20 protein-coding genes are annotated in these 19,899 nt (G+C 61.0%); 12 read left to right on the top strand and 8 right to left on the bottom strand.

Annotated features, from left to right (window positions below):
• Positions 1–10: 10 nt before the first annotated feature.
• From AB5Z05_RS14510 to tldD, 4 genes are all read left to right on the top strand, one after another.
• Entirely contained in the window at positions 11–343 is a 333-nt protein-coding gene (locus tag AB5Z05_RS14510; protein ID WP_368152041.1) for a Dabb family protein, read from the top strand.
• Positions 344–402: 59 nt separating this feature from the next.
• The gene (locus tag AB5Z05_RS14515) at positions 403–678 is read left to right on the top strand and encodes a nucleotidyltransferase domain-containing protein (RefSeq protein ID WP_368152042.1); all 276 of its coding nucleotides are present in this window, start codon (positions 403–405) and stop codon (positions 676–678) included.
• A gap of 270 nt (positions 679–948) precedes the next feature.
• Positions 949–1,755, top strand: coding sequence for a carbon-nitrogen hydrolase family protein (locus tag AB5Z05_RS14520; protein WP_058056311.1), 807 nt, complete (start codon positions 949–951; stop codon positions 1,753–1,755).
• 133 nt (positions 1,756–1,888) lie between these two features.
• The gene (gene tldD / locus AB5Z05_RS14525) at positions 1,889–3,337 is read left to right on the top strand and encodes a metalloprotease TldD (RefSeq protein WP_042052567.1); all 1,449 of its coding nucleotides are present in this window, start codon (positions 1,889–1,891) and stop codon (positions 3,335–3,337) included.
• Between the two features lie 132 nt (positions 3,338–3,469).
• Here the strand turns inward: tldD and AB5Z05_RS14530 are convergent, their stop codons facing one another.
• The 3 genes from AB5Z05_RS14530 to AB5Z05_RS14540 form a co-directional block, all read right to left on the bottom strand.
• Positions 3,470–3,673: a hypothetical protein gene (locus tag AB5Z05_RS14530; RefSeq protein WP_043822671.1), complete on the bottom strand. Its 204-nt coding sequence runs from the start codon at positions 3,671–3,673 to the stop codon at positions 3,470–3,472.
• A 159-nt stretch (positions 3,674–3,832) separates the two neighbouring features.
• The gene (locus AB5Z05_RS14535) at positions 3,833–4,555 is read right to left on the bottom strand and encodes a MarC family NAAT transporter (RefSeq protein ID WP_159164451.1); all 723 of its coding nucleotides are present in this window, start codon (positions 4,553–4,555) and stop codon (positions 3,833–3,835) included.
• A gap of 138 nt (positions 4,556–4,693) precedes the next feature.
• On the bottom strand, positions 4,694–6,013 hold the full coding sequence (locus AB5Z05_RS14540; protein ID WP_368152043.1) for an MFS transporter: 1,320 nt from the start codon (positions 6,011–6,013) through the stop codon (positions 4,694–4,696).
• Between the two features lie 166 nt (positions 6,014–6,179).
• Here AB5Z05_RS14540 and AB5Z05_RS14545 point away from each other — a divergent pair, with 166 nt between their 5' ends.
• Both AB5Z05_RS14545 and aphA read left to right on the top strand, forming a co-directional pair.
• Entirely contained in the window at positions 6,180–6,854 is a 675-nt protein-coding gene (locus tag AB5Z05_RS14545) for an adenine nucleotide alpha hydrolase (RefSeq protein WP_139443100.1), read from the top strand.
• Positions 6,855–6,960: 106 nt separating this feature from the next.
• Complete coding sequence (aphA, locus tag AB5Z05_RS14550) at positions 6,961–7,680, top strand: acid phosphatase AphA (RefSeq protein WP_201987172.1); 720 nt, start codon at positions 6,961–6,963, stop codon at positions 7,678–7,680.
• A 73-nt stretch (positions 7,681–7,753) separates the two neighbouring features.
• Here aphA and AB5Z05_RS14555 read toward each other — a convergent pair whose 3' ends face one another.
• The gene (locus tag AB5Z05_RS14555) at positions 7,754–8,020 is read right to left on the bottom strand and encodes a hypothetical protein (protein WP_005348674.1); all 267 of its coding nucleotides are present in this window, start codon (positions 8,018–8,020) and stop codon (positions 7,754–7,756) included.
• A 169-nt stretch (positions 8,021–8,189) separates the two neighbouring features.
• Between AB5Z05_RS14555 and AB5Z05_RS14560 the strand changes: the two genes are divergently transcribed.
• Positions 8,190–9,011: an HDOD domain-containing protein gene (locus AB5Z05_RS14560; RefSeq protein ID WP_005357745.1), complete on the top strand. Its 822-nt coding sequence runs from the start codon at positions 8,190–8,192 to the stop codon at positions 9,009–9,011.
• Positions 9,012–9,139: 128 nt separating this feature from the next.
• On the top strand, positions 9,140–9,637 hold the full coding sequence (locus AB5Z05_RS14565; protein ID WP_201987173.1) for a GNAT family N-acetyltransferase: 498 nt from the start codon (positions 9,140–9,142) through the stop codon (positions 9,635–9,637).
• Between the two features lie 154 nt (positions 9,638–9,791).
• On the opposite strand, the gene AB5Z05_RS14570 is transcribed toward AB5Z05_RS14565, so the two are convergent.
• Both AB5Z05_RS14570 and AB5Z05_RS14575 read right to left on the bottom strand, forming a co-directional pair.
• Positions 9,792–9,968: a hypothetical protein gene (locus AB5Z05_RS14570; RefSeq protein WP_005340085.1), complete on the bottom strand. Its 177-nt coding sequence runs from the start codon at positions 9,966–9,968 to the stop codon at positions 9,792–9,794.
• Positions 9,969–10,474: 506 nt separating this feature from the next.
• The gene (locus tag AB5Z05_RS14575; RefSeq protein ID WP_021231596.1) at positions 10,475–11,752 is read right to left on the bottom strand and encodes a sodium:proton antiporter; all 1,278 of its coding nucleotides are present in this window, start codon (positions 11,750–11,752) and stop codon (positions 10,475–10,477) included.
• Positions 11,753–11,968: 216 nt separating this feature from the next.
• Between AB5Z05_RS14575 and metH the strand changes: the two genes are divergently transcribed.
• The gene (gene metH / locus AB5Z05_RS14580; RefSeq protein WP_368152049.1) at positions 11,969–15,664 is read left to right on the top strand and encodes a methionine synthase; all 3,696 of its coding nucleotides are present in this window, start codon (positions 11,969–11,971) and stop codon (positions 15,662–15,664) included.
• A gap of 231 nt (positions 15,665–15,895) precedes the next feature.
• Complete coding sequence (rimK, locus tag AB5Z05_RS14585; RefSeq protein WP_005340088.1) at positions 15,896–16,792, top strand: 30S ribosomal protein S6--L-glutamate ligase; 897 nt, start codon at positions 15,896–15,898, stop codon at positions 16,790–16,792.
• Positions 16,793–16,887: 95 nt separating this feature from the next.
• Here the strand turns inward: rimK and AB5Z05_RS14590 are convergent, their stop codons facing one another.
• Together AB5Z05_RS14590 and AB5Z05_RS14595 are read right to left on the bottom strand one after the other, a co-directional pair.
• On the bottom strand, positions 16,888–18,132 hold the full coding sequence (locus AB5Z05_RS14590) for a sensor histidine kinase (protein ID WP_368152044.1): 1,245 nt from the start codon (positions 18,130–18,132) through the stop codon (positions 16,888–16,890).
• A complete protein-coding gene (locus AB5Z05_RS14595) occupies positions 18,129–18,797 on the bottom strand; it encodes a response regulator transcription factor (protein ID WP_005340090.1) in 669 nt (222 codons plus the stop codon). Before AB5Z05_RS14595 ends, AB5Z05_RS14590 begins: the two co-directional genes overlap by 4 nt.
• 88 nt (positions 18,798–18,885) lie before the next feature.
• Here AB5Z05_RS14595 and AB5Z05_RS14600 point away from each other — a divergent pair, with 88 nt between their 5' ends.
• Positions 18,886–19,308, top strand: a complete 423-nt coding sequence (locus AB5Z05_RS14600) for a hypothetical protein (RefSeq protein WP_005340092.1) — start codon at positions 18,886–18,888, stop codon at positions 19,306–19,308.
• 86 nt (positions 19,309–19,394) lie between these two features.
• Positions 19,395–19,880, top strand: a complete 486-nt coding sequence (locus AB5Z05_RS14605) for a hypothetical protein (RefSeq protein WP_058056319.1) — start codon at positions 19,395–19,397, stop codon at positions 19,878–19,880.
• Positions 19,881–19,899: the final 19 nt, after the last annotated feature.

Consider the following 19,899-nt stretch of genomic DNA (forward strand, 5'->3'; position numbering starts at 1 on the left):
GGAGTGAGCCATGATCCGACATATCCTGCTGATCGCCTTCAAGCCGGGCACCCAGCCTGCCCAGATAGATGCGGTCCGTACCGCCTTTCTCGCCATTCCCCATCAGGTTAGCGGCGTGACCGCCGTGGAGTGGGGGGAGAATGACAGCCCGGAGGGGAGGGATGGTGGCTTTACCCACAGCGTACTGATGACCTTCGCCGACGAAGCGGCCCGCCAGCGCTATCTGCCCCATCCTGATCACGATGCCCTCAAGGCCATCTTCCGCCCTGTGCTGGAGCGCATCATAGTGCTGGATTACACCCTGCAGGCGGGGGATCGGGTTGTGCCAGAGGGGCCGTTATGATGGTGGATGAGCACTGGGCTGCCATCCCTCCACTGCAGCGCGCACTGCTGGAATCGGTTATGAAACATGGCGCAGCTCATCCTGCGATTGATGCCGGGGTAGTGGTTGGGTCGCTCGCCAAGGGCAAGGCAGACCGGGTATCTGATGTCGATCTCTTGCTGCTGGCCGAGCCGGGCTTCCATAAGCAGGGAGACGAACTGGTGCGCACCATTGTGGGGGATCGGCCCATCTTTCACTGCTGGCAAGGAAGACATGAAGAGGTCTGTTCATACTGGCGCGTCATCTTCCTCGACATGTCCAGCATCGAGATCCATATCCTTGATCGGGGGGGCTGAGTTCCCCCTTGCCAAACCTTACTTGCCACTGTTCGATAAAACCTCCTCCCTTGGTGCGCTTGAGGTAGCTGGCCCCGCCCCAAGCCATTGGGACTTTCCTGCCTACTATGGCCGAAGGGGATGGGCTGGTGTGGGAGTTGTTCGATTGCCTCAAATGGGCGGAACGGGGCCAGCGTGGCTTGGTCAGGCATCATCTTCGCAAGCTGCTGGCCGAGATGGATAAAGACCCGAATATTGTGGATCGCGATTAACGCGGACAAGGAGAGAGTCATGTGGTTAGCCGCAATACAGCTGGTATCTGGCCGTCACTGGCAGGATAACCGGGAGCAGATCGCCGCCGAACTGGCGGCCTTGCCCAAAGAGCGGCCGCTGCTGGTGCTGCTGCCGGAGAACTTCGCCCTGTTTGGCGAACGGCAGGGTTATCTGGATGGGGCCGAGGCCATAGGTGAGGGCCCGATCCAGCAGCAACTGGCTGAATGGGCCCGCGATTACGGCATCTGGCTGGTGGCCGGGGCTATGCCGACCACCATCGCAGGTTCCGACCATATCCACACCAGCTCGCTGGTGTTTGACCCAAGCGGTGAGCTCAGGGGCCACTACCACAAGATCCACCTGTTCGACGTGGATGTGGCGGACAATCACGGTCGCTACCGTGAGTCGGAGACCTTCAGCCCGGGGGAGGCGCCTGTGTTGGTGGACTCTCCCTTTGGTCCCCTCGGCCTCTCGATCTGTTATGATCTGCGCTTTCCCGAGCTCTACCGCCAGTTGGCCCGTGCTGGTGCTCGCGTGCTGCTGGTGCCTGCCGCCTTTACCGCCGTGACCGGCGAGGCGCACTGGGAGCCGCTGCTGCGGGCTCGCGCCATCGAAAATCAGTGCTACGTAGTCGCTGCTAACCAAGGCGGCACTCACGAGACAGGGCGCCAGACCTGGGGCCACAGCATGGTGATCGACCCCTGGGGCCGGGTGCTGGCGAGCAAAGAGTCCGGGCGCGGTACTGTGCTGGCGCAGATGGAGCCCGGGCTTATCGACGAATTGAAACGCACCATGCCAGTGCTGCAACACGCCCGTTTGCTCTGATGGTGTGGTGAAAAATTGAAACGCAGCCGTTTGCCCGTGCTGGAGCATGCCCGTTTGTTGTGATGGTGTGGCTTGTTGCCAACCCGTCGGCAAGACGATTTAAAACAGCTCGTTACGAGAGTGGAGAAGAAGATTGAGTCTATTGAGCCAGGTTAGTGCCTCCCTGTTGGCCCCGAACGACCTCGACGAAGGGCGCCTGCAGCAGCTGCTCGGCAGCCTGATGAGCCATCAGGTGGAGTTCGGCGATCTCTATTTCCAGCGCAGCTGGCACGAGTCCTGGATGCTGGAAGATGGCATCGTCAAGGATGGCAGCTACAACATCGATCAGGGGGTCGGGGTGCGCGCCGTTAGCGGCGAGAAGACTGGCTTCGCCTACTCGGACGAGCTGAGCCTGCTGGCGCTGCAACAGTCGGTGACTGCCGCTCGCGGCATCGCCGCAGCCGGTGCTCACGGCAAGGTGAAGGCGTGGGCCAGAACCTCCGCAAACCTGCTCTATCCGGCCATGGATCCGCTGCAGACCCTCGACAAGCACCAGAAGATTGCCCTGCTGGAGCAGATGGACAAGTTCGCCAGAAGTCTGGATCCCGCCATCAATCAGGTGATGGCCTCCATCAGCGGCGTCTACGAAGAGGTGCTGGTGGCAGCCACCGACGGCACCCTGGCTGCCGATGTGCGTCCGCTGGTGCGTCTGTCGGTGACCGTGATCGCCGAGAAGGGCGATCGCCGCGAGCGTGGCAGTGCCGGTGGCGGCGGGCGCTTTGGTTACGACTGGTTCCTCGAACTGGACGGGCTGGAGAGCCGCGCCTTTGGCTATGTGCGTGAAGCGGTGCGTCAGGCGCTGGTCAACCTCGAAGCCATCGACGCGCCAGCCGGTACCATGCCGGTGGTGTTGGGCTCCGGCTGGCCCGGCGTGCTGCTGCACGAGGCGGTGGGCCACGGTCTGGAGGGGGATTTCAACCGCAAGGGATCTTCCGCATTTGCTGGCCGCATCGGCGAGCAGGTGGCCTCCAAGCACTGCACCATCGTCGATGACGGCACCCTGCCGGGTCGGCGTGGCTCTGTCTCCATTGATGACGAGGGGACACCGGGTGGCTACAACGTGCTGATCGAGAATGGCATTCTCAAGGGTTACCTGCAGGACAAGCAGAATGCCCGGCTGATGGGCGTGCCGCTCACCGGCAACGGTCGCCGCGAATCCTACGCAGCCATGCCGATGCCGCGCATGACCAACACCTACATGCTGGCGGGACAGTACGATCCGGCTGAGATCATCGCCTCGGTCAAGAAAGGGATCTACGCCCCCAACTTCGGCGGCGGTCAGGTGGATATCACCTCCGGCAAGTTTGTCTTCTCCGCCTCCGAGGCTTACCTCATCGAGGATGGCAAGATCACCGCTCCCATCAAGGGGGCGACCCTGATCGGTAACGGCCCCGAAGCGATGAGCCAGGTCTCCATGGTGGGCAGCGATCTTGCGCTGGATCGCGGTGTCGGCATCTGCGGCAAGGAGGGGCAGAGCGTGCCGGTTGGTGTCGGCCAACCCACCCTTAAACTGGATCAGCTCACCGTGGGTGGCACTTCGTAGGTTTGGGTTAGCCGCGCAGCAGCGTAACCCGACGCATTCAAACCCCGGCTCTTGCCGGGGTTTTGCTATTCAGGGAACCACAGGCAACAAAAAGCCCCGGTCGTTGGACCGGGGCTGGCGAGTTATTCGGTATCAGTTGACGGATATGGCGCGGGCGTCGATGAAATAGCGAGCGTTACCCTGTTTGTCGATCTGGATTTTGGCAACCAGTTGCTCTTGATCTTTATATTCCCAGTGTTGCTCGATCTTGGCGAGGGATGGGCTCGCAATCCCAACCACGTTCAGGTACTCGTGAAACAGGCTATGGCTCCCTATTTCGGTCAGCATCTTGTCCATCTGCATACTCTCCTGAAGTTGAGTGGGTATTCATCAACAAACCTATCAGCGTCCATCTGAATACAGTCTGTATGAAAAACAAACTAACTCATTTGTGTGTCAATAACATGATCAGGGACAAGATCAGTGCAGATCGTCAGGGACTTTTTGATACCGTTTTCAATCAGAGCCGGTGGGCTTCTGCGGCAACTGATCAAACGTGCCGGAAGCCTTTGGTAGCGCCGGTGCGGTTTGCACGGTCTGGCCGCCGTGGAATACCGGATCCTGTGCCACTTCCTTGATGCCGTTGATGCAAAACTGCATACCCATGCAGACCAGCAGGAAGCCCATGATGCGGGTCATGGCGTCGATGCCGGTGGCGCCCAGGATCTTGCAGACCGGATCCGCCAGCTTTAATACTCCCCAGCTGATCAGGCTCATCAGGGCAAACGCCGTTACCACACCGGCGTAGATGGTGAGGCGGTTGTACTCGTCAGGCAGCTCGGCAATCTGGGCTGCACCGCTTATTACCAGCGCCATGGTGCCCGGCCCGCACATGCTGGGCATGGTGAGCGGTACGAAGGCGATGCTCTGGTTGATATCGACCCCGCTCTGCTGACTGGGGGCGGGGAACAGCATGCGAAAACCGATAAAGCCGATGATGAGGCCACCGGCCAGGCGCAAGCCCGGAATGGAGATCCCGAACAGATCCAGGATCGAGGATCCGATAAAGAAGGTGGTGCAGAGGGTGCAGAACAGATAGATGGCGGCCAGATTGACCTGACGGCGCACGTGTTCGCGCGACATCCCCTTGCTCAGTCCCAGCAGCAGGGTGGCCGTGGTAGGCGGGTTGACCATGGGCAGCAGCGCCAGCAAGGTGAGTAATACGACCTGAAAGAACATCTTGAGCCTCGGATAAAGAGTGGGAAGCCATGGGGCGATGCGGGTGGCAGGCCCCAGAGGGAGGCTATCTTATGCTGGCGAAACTGAACATAAGCAGTACAAAAAAGCCCCGGCAGATACCGGGGCTTGTTGTTCGGGTCAGGCCGCTTGCGGTGCTTGCTGCTGCCGGATGGCCCGTTGCTGGAACCAGAGCCAGAGACCGATGGCGAAACCCAGCACCGACAGGCTCACCACATAGTGGGAGGGGGCCAGCATGTCGCTCTTCATCCAGAGGGTCACCGCCATCGGGGTGAGGCCACCGAAGATGGCGTAGGCCACATTGTAGGAGAACGACAGACCGGAGAAGCGCACCACCGGCGGGAATGCGTTGACCATCACATAAGGCACGGCACCGACAATCCCGACCGCAAAGCCCGCCAGCATATAGAGCGGCACCAGCTGGCTCGTACCGGCCGCCAGACCGTGATAGAAGGCGTAGCTGGAGCCCGCCAGCAGCAGGGAGCCGAACATGAAGGTGAGACCGCTGCCCAGCAGGTCGATCAGTCGACCATAGACGATGCAGCCGAGGGTCAGGGCCACGATGGCCAGCGAGTTGGCGGTCAGGGCGTCGGCCGGGCTGATGCTATAAACCTTCTGCAGATAGGTGGGGGTCATCAGGATCACCACCACGATACCGGCGGAGAGCAGCCAGGTGAGCAGCATGGAGACCACCACGCTGCTCTTGTGGTTGCGCAGCACCGACTTGAGGGGGAGCTCATCAGCCAGGGTCTTGTTGGCTTTCATCTCGGCGAAGACCGGGGTCTCGTGCAACCAGCGCCGCAGGTACATGGCGATGATGCCGAAGATACCGCCCAGCAGGAAGGGCACTCGCCAGCCCCACTCGCTCACTTCGGCTGGTGTCAGGCTCTTGTTGACCGCAGTGGCGATCAGGGAGCCGAGCAGGATGCCGGCCGTCAATCCCGCCGTGAGCGTGCCGCAAGCGACCCCGACCCGACGGGCAGGGACGTGCTCGGCGACAAATACCCAGGCGCCCGGCACTTCACCGCCGATGGCGGCGCCTTGCAGGATCCGCAGTCCCAGCAGGGCGATGGGGGCACCGATGCCGAGCACTGCATAGGTGGGCAGCAGACCGATCAACAGGGTCGGCAGCGCCATCATGATGATGCTGAGGGTGAACATCCGCTTGCGACCGATGAGATCGCCAAAGTGGGCCATGATGATGCCGCCAAGCGGGCGGGCCAGATAACCGGCGGCGAAGATGCCGAAGGTCTGGAACTGGCGCAGCCACTCGGGAATGTCGGCCGGGAAGAACAGCTCGCCGATGACCACGGCGAAAAAGACGAAGATGATGAAGTCGTAAAACTCCAGCGCGCCGCCGAGGGCAGCCAGACTCAGGGTTTTGTAATCCTGTCGATTGAGGGGGCGGGCGTGATCGTGCTGTTGTGTGGTCGTGGTCATATCCGTATGTTTCCCATCGGTTTTTTTAGTTATTGTCACCCCGTGCAAGGGGCATATACAGGTGATCGAGAGTATGCTGCCTGCCTCTTGTGTGTAAATCGCGCAATTCGCAACACTGTCTTGCATCTTTTTGGGGCAATCCGAATGCCCCGCTGGCGGAGGAATGATGGAAAAGAAACGGGTACTGCTCTCCTGGAGCAGCGGCAAGGATTGCGCATGGGCATTGCATCAGTTGCGGCAAGATCCCGCCATCGAGGTGGTGGGGCTGTTTACTACCCTTAATCAGGCATTCGAGCGGGTGGCGATGCACGGGGTGCGCAAGCAGCTGTTGACCGAGCAGGCCGCCTGCGTCGGGCTGCCCCTCATCACCATCGATCTGCCCTGGCCCTGCAGCAACGAGGATTACGCCCGCATCATGACTGGCTTTATCGCCGATGTGGTGGCACAGGGGATTCGCCATATGGCCTTTGGCGACTTGTTCCTCGAGGATGTGCGAGCCTACCGTGAAAAGCAGCTGGCAGGTACCGGCATCGAACCACTGTTCCCGCTGTGGGGCAGCAATACCCGTGAACTGGCGCCGCAGATGGTGGCCGCTGGGTTGAAGGCGCGGATCAGTGCTCTCGACCCGAACAAGCTGGATGCCAGCCTGGGGGGCCACGATTTTGACGAGGTGCTGCTGGCGGCGCTGCCGGAGGGGGTCGATCCGTGCGGCGAGAACGGCGAGTTTCATACCCTGGCCTATGATGGCCCCATGTTCTCCCGTCCGCTCGGCATTCGGGTCGGCGAGACAGTGCTGCGCGACGGCTTTGTCTTTACCGATCTGCTGCCAATCGAGGATTAATTATCGGGCGTCAAATGCTCCCTTTTGCAGGAGCATTCACAGATTTGAGAGGCGGGATGGGGGCACTATTGGCCCCCTCTTTTGATTCAAGATGACAACCTGCCTTATGAAACATTTCTCTCGTCCGGCGCTGCTTGCCTCCTTGCTGGCTGCCGCCCTCTCTCTGCCTGCTGTGGCGGGTCAAGCCGCTACCGTTCAGCCAATCCCTGCCGGTGTCACCACCGTCACCTTGGCCCAGCAGGCGCCGATCCACTGGGTGTCGGTGGAGCAGATTGCCAAGAGCCTTGATGGATTGCCGCCGATGGCGGTCGGGTTTGATATCGACGATACCCTGCTCTTCTCCAGCCCGGGTTTTTATCGCGGTAAACAGGAGTTCTCGCCCAACGACGAGAGCTATCTGAAGAACCCCGCCTTCTGGGAGAAGATGAACAATGGCTGGGATGCGTTCAGTATGCCGAAAGAGGTGGGCAAGGCGCTCATCGCCATGCATCTCAAGCGCGGTGACCACATCTATTTCGTCACCGGCCGCTCGGCCACCAAGACCGAAACCGTAAGCCAGACCTTGCAGCAGACCATGAATATTCCGGCCGACCAGCTCAATCCGGTGATCTTCGCCGGTGATCAGCCGGGCCAGAACACCAAGGTGCAATGGCTCAAGGATAAGCAGATGAAGCTCTTCTACGGCGACGCCGATGGGGATATCAAGGCGGCGCAGGAGGTCGGCATTCGCGGCATTCGTCTGCTGCGGGCCGCCAACTCCAGCTATCGGCCACTGCCGTTGGCAGGGGCGCTGGGGGAAGAGGTGATCGTCAACTCCCAGTTCTGATCCGGAGCGGATCTATGCGACAAGGGCGGGGCCATTGGCACCCGCCCTTTTTGCATCCGTCATCCAGCTCGCGTCAGTCGTCTGCCCACGGCATCTCGGGCAGGCTGTCGAGGAACTCGCCGTAACGGGTCAGATTGAAGGGGCCCTGATCGGCCTCCATCGCCATCAGCTCGGCCCCGAGGGCGCAGGCGATATATTGCAGCGCCTCTTCTCGCGGGGTGCCCTTCATTACCAGCCGCATCAGGGTCGCCTTCACATGGGGCGGGTGACCATCGTTGAGTTGGTTCTCCACCATCTCCAGCAGCGCGTCTTCATCAAAAAATTCCTGAGTGTCGTTCATGGGATATCCGCAACAGTGAATGTGGCGGCCAGTATAGCCTGAATGTGACTAACACCTTGAATGACCAGCGAATAAACAATCCGATGGGGAGGCCATTTGTTACCCATAATTAGGAGGAGTTTGCCAAGGCAAACAGGTTAGAACACAGATAACATGGATGGACACGCCTATGCCCACGATAGATTCCCTGCTGGCCGAGCCCAAGCTACTGCCCCAGATCCCGGAAGTGATGCGCGATTTGATCCAGACCTTCAATGAAAAGGATCCGGATCTGCTCAAGATCAGCAAGTTGATCAACAAGGACCCTGTCATCTCCGCCAAGTTGCTGCGTCTGGCCAACTCGGCCAAGTTCGGCAGCAGTCGTCAGATCGGCACCGTCAATGAAGCCGCAGTGCGGCTGGGGTTGGCGATGGTGCGCAACATGGTGCTGGCCTGCGGGCTCACCGAGTCGGTCACTGCGGTGCCCGGCATTGACCTCAAACATTTCTGGGGCTGCGTCTTCAACGTGGCTGAGCTGGCGCGTCGTCTGGCGGTGAAGAAGGGGATGAAAGGGGATGAGGTCTTTACCTGCGCCCTGCTCTACGATCTCGGCCGCTTGGTGATGCACGTAGGCTTGCCGGAAAACACTGTCCACCACATTCACGATCTGGAGTTGCACAAGGGGCGCGCCAAGGCGGAAGAGCTGGTGGTTGGCTTCAACTATGCCCAGGTCGGGGCGGCCATGGCACGCTACTGGAAGTTCCCCGAGACCATCAGCAATGCGGTGGAGTATCACTACAACCCCATGCTGGCCAAGGAGTTCTCCGCCGAGGCCGGGTTGATCCATCTGGCGATCGTGCTGGCTGCGCAATCTGATGTGGGGGAAGAGGCGCCGCCCGAGTGGCCCCACAAAGTGGCAGATGCGCTGGGGTTGAGCTGGGCCGATTGCGCTGCCCAGTTCACTGCACTGCGTGAGCAGGGTAATGGCTATGCCGGGTTGCTGGCCGCCTGAGCCAGTTTATCCCATCTCATCAGGGGCCAACGCGGCCCCTTTTTCATGGCCGATGGCGCCACAGGCTTGCCAGCTCGGGAGTGACGGGGCACTCTTTGCCCTTCACTTTCCGTTTGAGAGCCCTTGCCATGATTGCCTCCTCCCGCCTGATCCTGCGCGAAATGATCGCCACCGATGCCCCCTTCATCCTTGAGCTGCTCAATGACGGCGACTTTTATCGTTACATCGGTGATCGGGGCATTCGCACCCTGGAGCAGGCGCAGGAGTATATCCAGCAGGGGCCGGCGGTCAGCTATGCCCGCTATGGTCACGGACTCTATCTGGTGGAGCGCAAAGAGGACGGTGTCAGCCTCGGTATCTGCGGCCTGATCAAGCGCGATACCCTGGAGCAGGTCGATATCGGTTACGCCTTCCTGCCGCAATATCGCGGTCAGGGCTACGCCATTGAAGCGGCGCAGGCCGCTCTTACCGATGGCAAAAGCCGGTTGGGGATCGGGCAGGTAGTTGCCATCGTCACTCCGGGCAACGAGCGATCCATCGGCCTGTTAGCCAAGCTGGGGCTGGTGCGCAGTCGACTGGTCAAGTTGAGCGAAGATGCCGATGAGTGCCTGCTGTTGGAGCAGTGATCAAGGTCAGAGAGCTGAAAAGCGAATGGCGAGGTGGCTGGTCAAATTGAGTGACAAGCAAGAGGCCGGGTCTGGCTAAAGGCGTGAGAGAAGCAAAGAGGCCGCCGTGAGTTGCGGCCTGTCTGCATCGGGCGCTGCCGGAGGGCAGGCAGGATCAGTTGAGGTCTTCGATGGAGAACTCGCCAGCGATACCATCACAGGAGATGGCGAAACCGCCGCTGAAGCGGGTGCTGAACTGGATCAGAAACGCATCATTGTCGTGCTCTTGCACAGGCAGGTTGATGGGTTTGCTGCGACGCAGGGGCTTGTGTGTTTGTACTGCTTTCATCATGGTATTTCTCTATATAAATTAGGTGTTTGCTCCTTGTATTGGCAAATGTCAGGTCAATGGGCTCGGTCGATTGGGTGAACGACAAGCGCGCAGGAATACCCAGCCCGGTTAAAGGGCGTCTGCACTTTCAAGGAATATGCTGATGCATAAATCAAATTGGGTGGGCAGATCGGGTCTGCACCGTGAGAGCCGGGCAACGCAGGCAGACAGCCTGACGGTTCTCAAGGCGAGTAAATCAGAAGAAGGTTATGCGGGTACTGGCAGGATTCATCGTGAGGTGAAGCATTGCAGGGCAAACATAAACAGGGCTGATTAACTAGCCGGCGCGCATTCTCTCCTCGAAATGAATAAAAAGCAAACAATAATTTGCCGATGTTGAAGTCAGTACGCTTTTCCTCTGTGTAATCAAGGTGCTATCAGCAGCAAATATCCGCAGCTATCCGCCATAAAAAGAGGGCTCCCGACGGGAGCCCTCTCTCATTCTGCAATCAGCACAGTGGGCCGACTCAGTAGTCGCCACAGGCCTTCTTGGCAGCCGTGATCATCGGGGTGATGGTCATGCCTTGCACCACGATGGAGAACATCACCACCGAGTAGGTCATCACCAGGATGACCTGACGCAGGTCGACGCCATGTTCCGGGATCATCATGACGCCGGAGGGGAGTGCCAGTGCCATCGCCATCGCCAGACCACCGCGCAGGCCACCCCAGGTGAGGATCCGCACCGAGAAGGTGTTGTAATTGCGGAATCGGCGGAAAGCCACATAGGGCAGCGACACGCTGATAAAGCGGGCGCCCAGGCAGAGCGGCACCGCAATGACCAGCAGGATCCAGTCACGCCAGGCGAGATCCAGCAGTACCAGCGCCAGACCGATCAGCAGGAACAGCAGGGCGTTGAGGAACTGGTCCATCAACTCCCAGAAGTGATCCAGGTGATGGCTGCTCTGCTCGGAGAAGCCGGAGTGACGGGTCCAGTTGCCGATCATGATGCCGGTGACCACCATGGCCAGTGCGCCGGAGACGCCGATCATGTTGGCAAAGGCGAAGCCGGCGGTCGGGATGCAGAGGGTCAGCAGCAGCTCCAATGAACCGTCATCGGTGGCGCTTATCATCACGTGGGCGATGAGGCCCAGCACGGCGCCGAACAGGATGCCGCCGAGGGCTTCGTGCAGGAACAGACCGGCTACGCTACCGAAGGTGGGCTCGACACCGCCAAAGGCGACGGCAAACACGGTAGCGAAGATGACGAGGCCAACACCATCGTTGAACAGGGATTCCCCTTCGATCTGGATGGCGATCTGGGGTGGCGCTTTCATCTTCTTGACGATGGCCAGTACGGCAATCGGGTCAGTGGGGGAGATCAGCGCGCCGAACAGCATGCAGTAGACCAGCGGCAACTCCCAGCCCAGCAGCTTGGCGATAAACCAGAAGCCGTAGCCGATGAGGAAGGTGGAGAGCAGGGTGGCAATGATGGCCAGAATGGTGATCTCCCACTTCTGGCTACGCAGCGCCTTGAGGTTGATGCCAAGGCCACCGGCGAACAGCAGGAAGCCCAGAATCCCCTTCAGCAGGAAGTTCTGGAAGTCGATGCTCTCCATGGTCTTGACGGCGAGAGGTTCCAGATTGAACCAACCCAGTTTGCCAAACAGCACCAGCAGTGCGGAGATCAGCATGGAGCCCGCAGTAATGGCGATGGTGGTCTGGATCTTCACAACATACTGGTTGGCAAAGGCGATAAAAATCGCCAACGCTGCCAGAAAACAGAGTGTGTAGTAGACGCTCATAGTTATTTTTTTCTCGTTGGTAGACAGCAAGCACGTATCCCTATGCAGGACGGGCATAGGTTACTCTCGGGCCCTATGTTACTCATTACCCATAAATGAGTATATGGTGGCGCATTTGGACTGATAGACGGCTAGATTTCCATTTTATTTGTTTGCTGTTAGGATGCTGTTTACGCAGTTGCATGGATGTAAGAGGAACACGCGGTGTCGAACGTAATGTCGAGCAGAGAGCCGAGCAAGCAGTCGGACGTAACAAAGAAGCTGGAAGCCTGCCTCAGGGAGCGGATCCTGATCATCGACGGGGCCATGGGCACCATGATCCAGGGCTACAAGCTGGGGGAGGCAGATTATCGGGGTGAGCGGTTTGCCGACTGGCATACCGACATCAAGGGCAACAACGATCTGCTGGTGCTGACCCGTCCGGCGGTGATCCGCGAGATCCACGAGCAGTATTGCGCCGCCGGGGCCGACATTCTCGAGACCAACACCTTCAACGCCACTCGCATCGCCATGGCCGATTACGAGATGGAAGAGTTTTCCGCCGAGATCAACCGTGAAGCCGCCCGTCTGGCTCGCGCCGTGGCAGACGAGTGGACGGCAAAAGACCCCGCCAAGCCGCGTTTTGTAGCAGGGGTGTTGGGCCCCACCAACCGCACCGCCTCCATCTCGCCGGATGTGAACGATCCCGGCAAGCGCAACGTCACCTATGACCAGCTGGTGGCCGCCTACACCGAATCGACCCATGCCCTGATCGAGGGTGGCGCCGACATCATTCTGATCGAGACCATCTTCGATACCCTCAACGCCAAGGCGGCCGCCTTCGCGGTGGAAGGGGTGTTCGAGGAGCTGGGCTACAGCCTGCCGGTGATGATCTCCGGCACCATTACCGATGCCTCCGGCCGAACCCTCTCCGGCCAGACCACCGAAGCCTTCTACCACTCGCTGCGCCACGTCAAACCGGTATCGTTTGGCCTCAACTGTGCGCTTGGGCCCGATGAGCTGCGTCAGTATGTCGAAGAGCTGTCGCGCATCAGCGAATCCTGCGTCAGCGCCCACCCCAACGCCGGTCTGCCCAATGCGTTCGGCGAGTACGACCTCGATGCGGGTGAGATGGCAGAGCATATCCGCGAGTGGGCCCAAAGCGGCTTCCTCAACATGGTCGGCGGTTGCTGCGGCACCACCCCGACCCATATCCGCGCCATGGCCGACGCCGTGGCGGGCATCAAGCCGCGCGTGCTGCCCGAGCTGCCGGTAGCTTGCCGCCTGTCGGGCCTCGAGCCGCTGATCATTACTCCTGAATCCATGTTCGTGAACGTGGGGGAGCGCACCAACGTCACCGGTTCGGCCAAGTTCAAGCGGCTGATCAAGGAGGGGCTCTACGACGAGGCGCTCGATGTTGCCAAGCAGCAGGTAGAGAACGGCGCCCAGATCATCGACATCAACATGGATGAGGGGATGCTGGACGCCGAAGCGGCCATGGTGCGCTTCCTCAACCTCATCGCCGGTGAGCCGGACATCGCCCGGGTGCCGGTGATGATCGACTCCTCCAAGTGGGAGGTGCTGGAAGCGGGCCTCAAGTGCGTGCAGGGCAAGCCGGTGGTCAACTCCATCTCCATGAAAGAGGGGGAGGAGAAGTTCATTCAGCAGGCGAAACTGCTGCGCCGCTACGGCGCCGCCGTCATCGTGATGGCGTTCGATGAAGCGGGGCAGGCCGACACCCGCGCCCGCAAGTTCGAGATCTGCCAGCGTGCCTACCGGATCCTGGTGGATCAGGTCGGTTTTCCGCCGGAAGACATCATCTTCGACCCAAATATCTTCGCGGTGGCGACCGGCATCGACGAGCACAACAACTACGCGGTGGACTTCATCGAGGCGGTGAAGGACATCAAGACGCACCTGCCCCACGCCATGATCTCCGGCGGCGTCTCCAACGTCTCGTTTTCGTTTCGCGGCAACGAGCCGGTGCGCGAAGCCATTCACGCCGTCTTCCTCTACCACGCCATCAAGAACGGCATGGACATGGGGATCGTCAACGCCGGTCAGCTCGCCATCTATGAAGACATTCCGGCCGAGCTGAAAGAGAAGGTCGAGGCGGTGGTGCTCAACCTCAATGACAATGCCACCGAAGAGCTGCTGGCCATCGCCGAGAAATATCGCGGAGCCGGTGCCCAGGCGGAGGATCCGCGGGATCAGGAGTGGCGCAGCTGGCCGGTGGGCAAGCGGCTGGAGCACGCACTGGTCAAGGGGATCACCGACTTTATCGAAGAGGATACCGAAGAGGCGCGCGCCAGTGCCGAGAAGCCGCTGCACGTCATCGAAGGGCCGCTGATGGATGGCATGAACGTGGTCGGCGACCTGTTCGGCGCGGGCAAGATGTTCCTGCCGCAGGTGGTGAAATCGGCCCGGGTGATGAAGCGGGCGGTGGCCTATCTGCAACCCTATATCGAGGCGGAAAAGTCGGGCGGCTCCAGCAACGGCAAAATCGTGCTGGCGACCGTGAAAGGGGATGTGCACGACATCGGCAAGAACATCGTCGGGGTGGTGCTGCAGTGCAACAACTTCGAGATTGTCGACCTCGGGGTCATGGTCTCCTGCGAGACGATTCTCAAGACGGCGCGGGAGGTCGGCGCCGATATCATCGGGCTGTCGGGTCTCATTACCCCGTCGCTGGACGAGATGGTGCACGTGGCCAAAGAGATGGAGCGTCAGGGCTTCAAGCTGCCGCTCTTGATCGGCGGTGCCACGACTTCCAAGGCGCACACTGCGGTGAAGATCGAGCAGAACTACTCGGAGCCTGTGGTCTATGTCTCCAACGCCTCCCGCGCGGTGGGGGTGGCCCAGAGCCTGCTCAGCCCGGATCTCAAGGAGGCGTTTGTCGCCCGCATCGACAAGGAGTACGAGATCGCCCGGGATCAGCATGCCCGCAAGCAGCCGCGCTCCCGCCCGGTCAGTCTGGCTCATGCCCGCGCCAACCGACACCAGCTGGACTGGGTTGGCTACCAGCCGCCCAAGCCCCGCGAGCTCGGGGTGCAGAAGTTCGAAGATGTACCCATTTCGGTGCTGCGCCCCTACATCGACTGGACGCCGTTCTTCCTCAGCTGGGAGCTGGCGGGCAAGTATCCGCGCATCCTCGAGGACGAGATCATTGGCGAGGAGGCGACCAAGCTGTTTGCCGACGCCAACGCCATGCTGGATCAACTGGAAAAGGATCAGAGCGTGCGCTGCGCCGGGGTGGTCGGTCTGTTCCCGGCCAACGCGGTAGGGGACAGCATCGAGGTCTACAGCGACGAGTCCCGCACCGAGGTCATCAAGGTGCTGCACCACCTGCGCCAGCAGAGCGAGAAGCAGGGCTTCCCCAACTACTGTCTGGCGGACTATGTGGCGCCGAAAGAGAGTGGCAAGCCCGACTGGATCGGCGCCTTCGCGGTGACCGGCGGTATCGGTGAGGAGGCCATCGCCAAGGCCTACAAGGCGCAGCACGACGACTACAACGCCATCCTCATTCAGGCGGTGTGCGACCGTCTGGCCGAGGCCTTTGCCGAGTACCTGCACGAACAGGTGCGCAAGGTGCACTGGGGTTATGCCCCGGACGAGGCCCTCAGCAACGAGGAGCTGATCCGCGAAAACTATCAGGGCATCCGTCCGGCGCCCGGTTATCCGGCCTGCCCGGAGCACACCGAGAAGGGGAGCATCTGGGAGCTGCTGGAGGTGGAGCAGGCTATCGGCATGCAGCTCACCGAATCCTACGCCATGTGGCCGGGGGCGGCGGTGTCGGGTTGGTACTTCTCTCATCCCGAGAGCAAATACTTCGCGGTGGCGCAGATCCAGCAAGATCAGGTGGAAGATTACGCCGTTCGCAAGGGGATGACGCTGGCAGAGGCCGAGCGCTGGCTGGGGCCAAACCTGAACTGACTCCCGCGTGACACCGGTTGATCTTTAACGAGAAACGGCGGCATCCTTGCACGGGTTGAACAACCTGCGCAGAGCCGCCGTTTAACCTGTTGGTCACAGTGATGTGGTAGCGTGCGGTTTGGTGTGGTTTGTCTTGTTGTCAGGATAAACAATTGGCGTTGTCTTGGCGCTGTGGCACCTTATACTCTCCCGCCCCATCCTGCCCAGGCACAGCCTTCTAGCGGAATTGTCATGAAGATCGCCATTTTATCCCGTGAGCCGAAAAACTACTCCACTCGCCGTCTGGTCGAGGTGGCGCAGGCGCGCGGTCATCAGGTCGAGGTGCTCGACACCTTGCGCTGCTATATGAATATTGCTTCCCACAACCCCTCCATTCACTACGAGGGTGGGGAGCTGGGAAGTTATGACGCCGTGATCCCCCGTATCGGGGCCAGCATTACCGCCTACGGCACCGCCGTATTGCGCCAGTTCGAGATGATGAACACCATGGCCCTCAACAGCTCGGTGGCCATCAGCCGTTCCCGCGACAAGCTGCGGGCGATGCAGTTGCTCTCCCGCCACGGCATCGGCCTGCCCATCACCGGCTATGCCCACAGCACCCACGACGTGCCCGACCTCATCACCATGGTGGGCGGGGCGCCGCTGGTGGTGAAACTGCTGGAGGGAACCCAGGGGATTGGCGTGGTGCTCTGCGAGACCCAGAAAGCCGCCGAGAGCGTGATCGAGGCCTTTATCCAGACCAACAACAACATTCTGGTGCAGGAGTATATCCGCGAGGCCAATGGCGCCGATATCCGCTGTCTGGTGGTCAACGGCAAGGTGGTTGCCGCCATGCGCCGTCAGGCCCAGCCGGGGGAGTTTCGCTCCAACCTGCACCGTGGCGGCACCGCCGAGGCGATCAAGATCACCCCGGAAGAGCGCGCCACCGCGGTGCAGGCCGCCAAGATCATGGGGCTGGATGTAGCGGGGGTGGATATCCTGCGTAGCGCCCGTGGCCCGCTGGTGCTGGAGGTCAACTCCTCCCCCGGCCTGCAAGGGGTGGAAGCCGCCTCCGGCAAGGATGTGGCCGGCAAGATCATCGAGTTCCTCGAACTCAAGGCGAGCCGCAAGAACAAACCGGCGGAGTGAGCCTCAGGCTTGCATCCGTCAGATAGAAACAGGGCGCCCTCGGGCGCCTTGTTGCTATCTGGCTGGTGGGTTGGCGGTGCCACTGCGCCCTCACCCTAACCCTCTCCCAAAGGGAGAGGGAACTGTTCGGCAGTGATCATCGCCAGCCGGGCGCTAAATACGCCATCCTCGAGCCGGGTATCGATCTGCCAGCCCAGCTTCTCGCAGATGCGTTGGATGATGGTGAGGCCACAGCCGTAGCCGAGGATCTGATCCGGCGCCGCCGCCGTCGGGTTGCTGATGGTGAGCACCGGGCCACACAGCTCGATCTCGATATGTCCTTCGGCATAGCTCAGGGCATTTTTCAGCAGGTTGCCGAGGGCAATGGCGAGCAGGGAGAGGGGGGCGTTTACTTCGCTGCTCTCGTCCAGGTTAAGCCGGATATCGAGGGCCTCCCGCTGCAATAGCGGGGCGAGGCGGGCCAGCTCCTGACGGATCAGCGGGGTGACCTGTTGCAGCGGTCGCTCCACTGCCTCCTTGCGGCCCAGCAGTAGGAAGGTCTCGGTGAGCAGCGCCATCTCGTCGGCGGCGGCGCGGATGCGGGTGGTGGCGCGGGCGGCTGGCGCGGGCAGATCCGTCACCTTGCCGAGCAGCGCGGCCGAGCCCTGGATCACCATGTTGGGGGTGCGCAGCTCGTGGCTGGCGAAGCGGCTGAACTCCTGCTCGCGGGCGAACACTGCGCTCACCTCCTGCTTGCCGGCCAACAGTGCCAGTTCGATATCCCGCAGCTCCTGCCAGGGAGCGTCGGGCTCGAAATCCGCCTGATCCGGAGTGAGGTGGGCTACCCTCTGTTGCAGCCGTTGCAGCGGCCCCGTGATATGGCGCACCAGCCAGATGCCGAAGCCGAGGCAGGCGAGCAGCAGCGCCAGCCCGATCAGCCGGGTGGCCAGATGCAGCTTGTCTTCGTAGGGGTCGAGGTAGTCATCGGCGTCATCGTTGAACACCAGATAGAGCAGTCCCTCGCCGGAGGGGTGACGGGCCACCAGAAAGTGTTTGTCCTCCTTGCCCAACTGATGCTCGAAAAAGCCGGGGGTCTGGTAGGGCTTCAGCCATTTCGGCAGGCGGCCCGCCTCGGTCCAGTAGCTGGAGAACTGTCTGGGGCTCGGGGCAGCGGCGGCCGGGCCGAGTCGCAGCCAGTCATCGCTGTAGCGGGTCACTTCGGCTTCCAGCCAGTGGCGCAGGCTCAGCTCTTCCATCTTGTCCTCGGCCACCAGCATCAGGCCGGAGAGCAGGATCAGCAGCACCACCCCGGCGCCGCCGAGTGCCATGATCAGGCGGCGGCGCAGGCTCGGCAGGCTCATGCGCTCACCAGTCGGTAGCCCTGGCCGTGCAGGGTCTCCAGCATGGGGGTGGGGAAGGGTTTGTCGAGCGCGTTGCGCAGGGCGTAGATATGGCTGCGCAGGGCATCGGAGTCGGGCTCCTCATCCCCCCAGACGGTGTCGAGCACCTCCTGACGGCTGACGATGGCGGGGGCGCGGCGGGCCAGCAGGGCGAGGATCCGGAACGGGATCTTGCCGAGCTTGAGGGGCTCACCGGCGCGGGTGGCGCGGCCGCTGGCGACATCGACCGTCAGATCGCCAAAGCTGATGGCCCCCACATCGCCGCGCGGGCCGCGCAGGCTGAGGGCTTGCAGCCGCACCTCCAGCTCCTCCATGGCGAACGGTTTGACCAGATAGTCATCCCCTCCCGCCTTGAAGCCTGCCAGCTTGTCTTCCAGGCTGTCGCGGGCGGTGAGAAACAGCACGGGAGTGGCAATCCCCTGCTCGCGCAGGCGCGCCACTGTGCTGAGCCCATCGAGGCGCGGCATCATCACATCCATGATGATGACGTCGAAACGCTGCTCCTCCAGCAGTTGCAGCGCCGCCTGACCGTGATAGGCACAATCGAGGCGGTGACCGGCCAGCTCCAGATAATCCATGATGGTTTCCGCCACCTGAGGATTGTCTTCCACTACCAAAATCTTCATGCTTTGCTCTCCTGGTTGGCGAGCGTTTCACGCTCTTTTCACACCGGATTCGGCATCCTGTTTGCCAGTGTAACCCCGAGGATCCCTGATGAAGAAGTCTCTCTGCGCCCTCCTGCTGCTGATCTTGTTGCCACTTGGCACCGCACAGGCGACCGAATTCAAACTGACCGGCCGCACTACCTGGCAGCTTGGCCAGTTGATGGTCAACGGCATGCCGTTCGTGATCGACGACCAGACCCGCTTCAAGGATTGGCTCAACGAGGATGATCTCGGCGGTACCTGGGTCGAGATGAAGGGGGTGGTGGAGAACGGCGTGCGCTATGTACGCAAGGTCGAAGCCCTCGACGAAGATGACAAGGACGAGATGGATCTGGAAGGGCCGGTCGAAGGGGGGCGGATCTGGGGCTACACCACCTCGGACAACAGTCTGGCGCCGTTTGAAGGGCGCTGGCTTGAGCTGGAGTGCAAGTTTGACGGCATGCGCCTGAGCCGCTGCCGTGAGGATGACTGATCCGATCTCTGCGTTCCGATTAGAAATGCTCCCGAATGAAGCCCATGCTTGTCCAGCATGGGGTTTTTGTTCAGGGACGAACGAAGATGGAACAATCGAGAAAGTGGTGTGCATGGATGCTGGGAGTGCCGCTCTGGGCGGCGCAGGCGGGAGCCGACGAATTGTGGCTGGTGGAGCTGGAGCACAGCGACGGCATCCGCCTGCAATTTCAGGGAGCCGAGGTGGAGCAGGGCAGTGCCGCCGTCTGGCGGCAGGGGGAGATTTGGCCGCAGCCACTCAAACCCGGCGACCAGCTCGCCCTGCTGGTGGCAGATGGCGTTGCCACCCGGATTGAGCTGCTGGCCGCCAGAGCTCTGCTGACCAATCAGCCCTGGCAGCGGGCGCAAGATCGCCTGCAATCCTTCGATGACCGGCAGCTCACGTTGGCAACCCTGGGCACTGTGCGACTCAATCCGCAGGTGCGCTGGGTCAACGGCTCGGCCGCCGATCTGCATGCCGGGAGCGAGCTGGTATTGATCCGTTCGGCGGATGGAATATTGCAGGGAATTGAAGTGATCAATCCGGAAGAGTAATTCAGCATCTTCTTATTTA

Origin of the sequence: Aeromonas sp. R2-4 (assembly GCF_040908365.1) — a bacterium.
GTDB lineage: Bacteria > Pseudomonadota > Gammaproteobacteria > Enterobacterales > Aeromonadaceae > Aeromonas > Aeromonas veronii.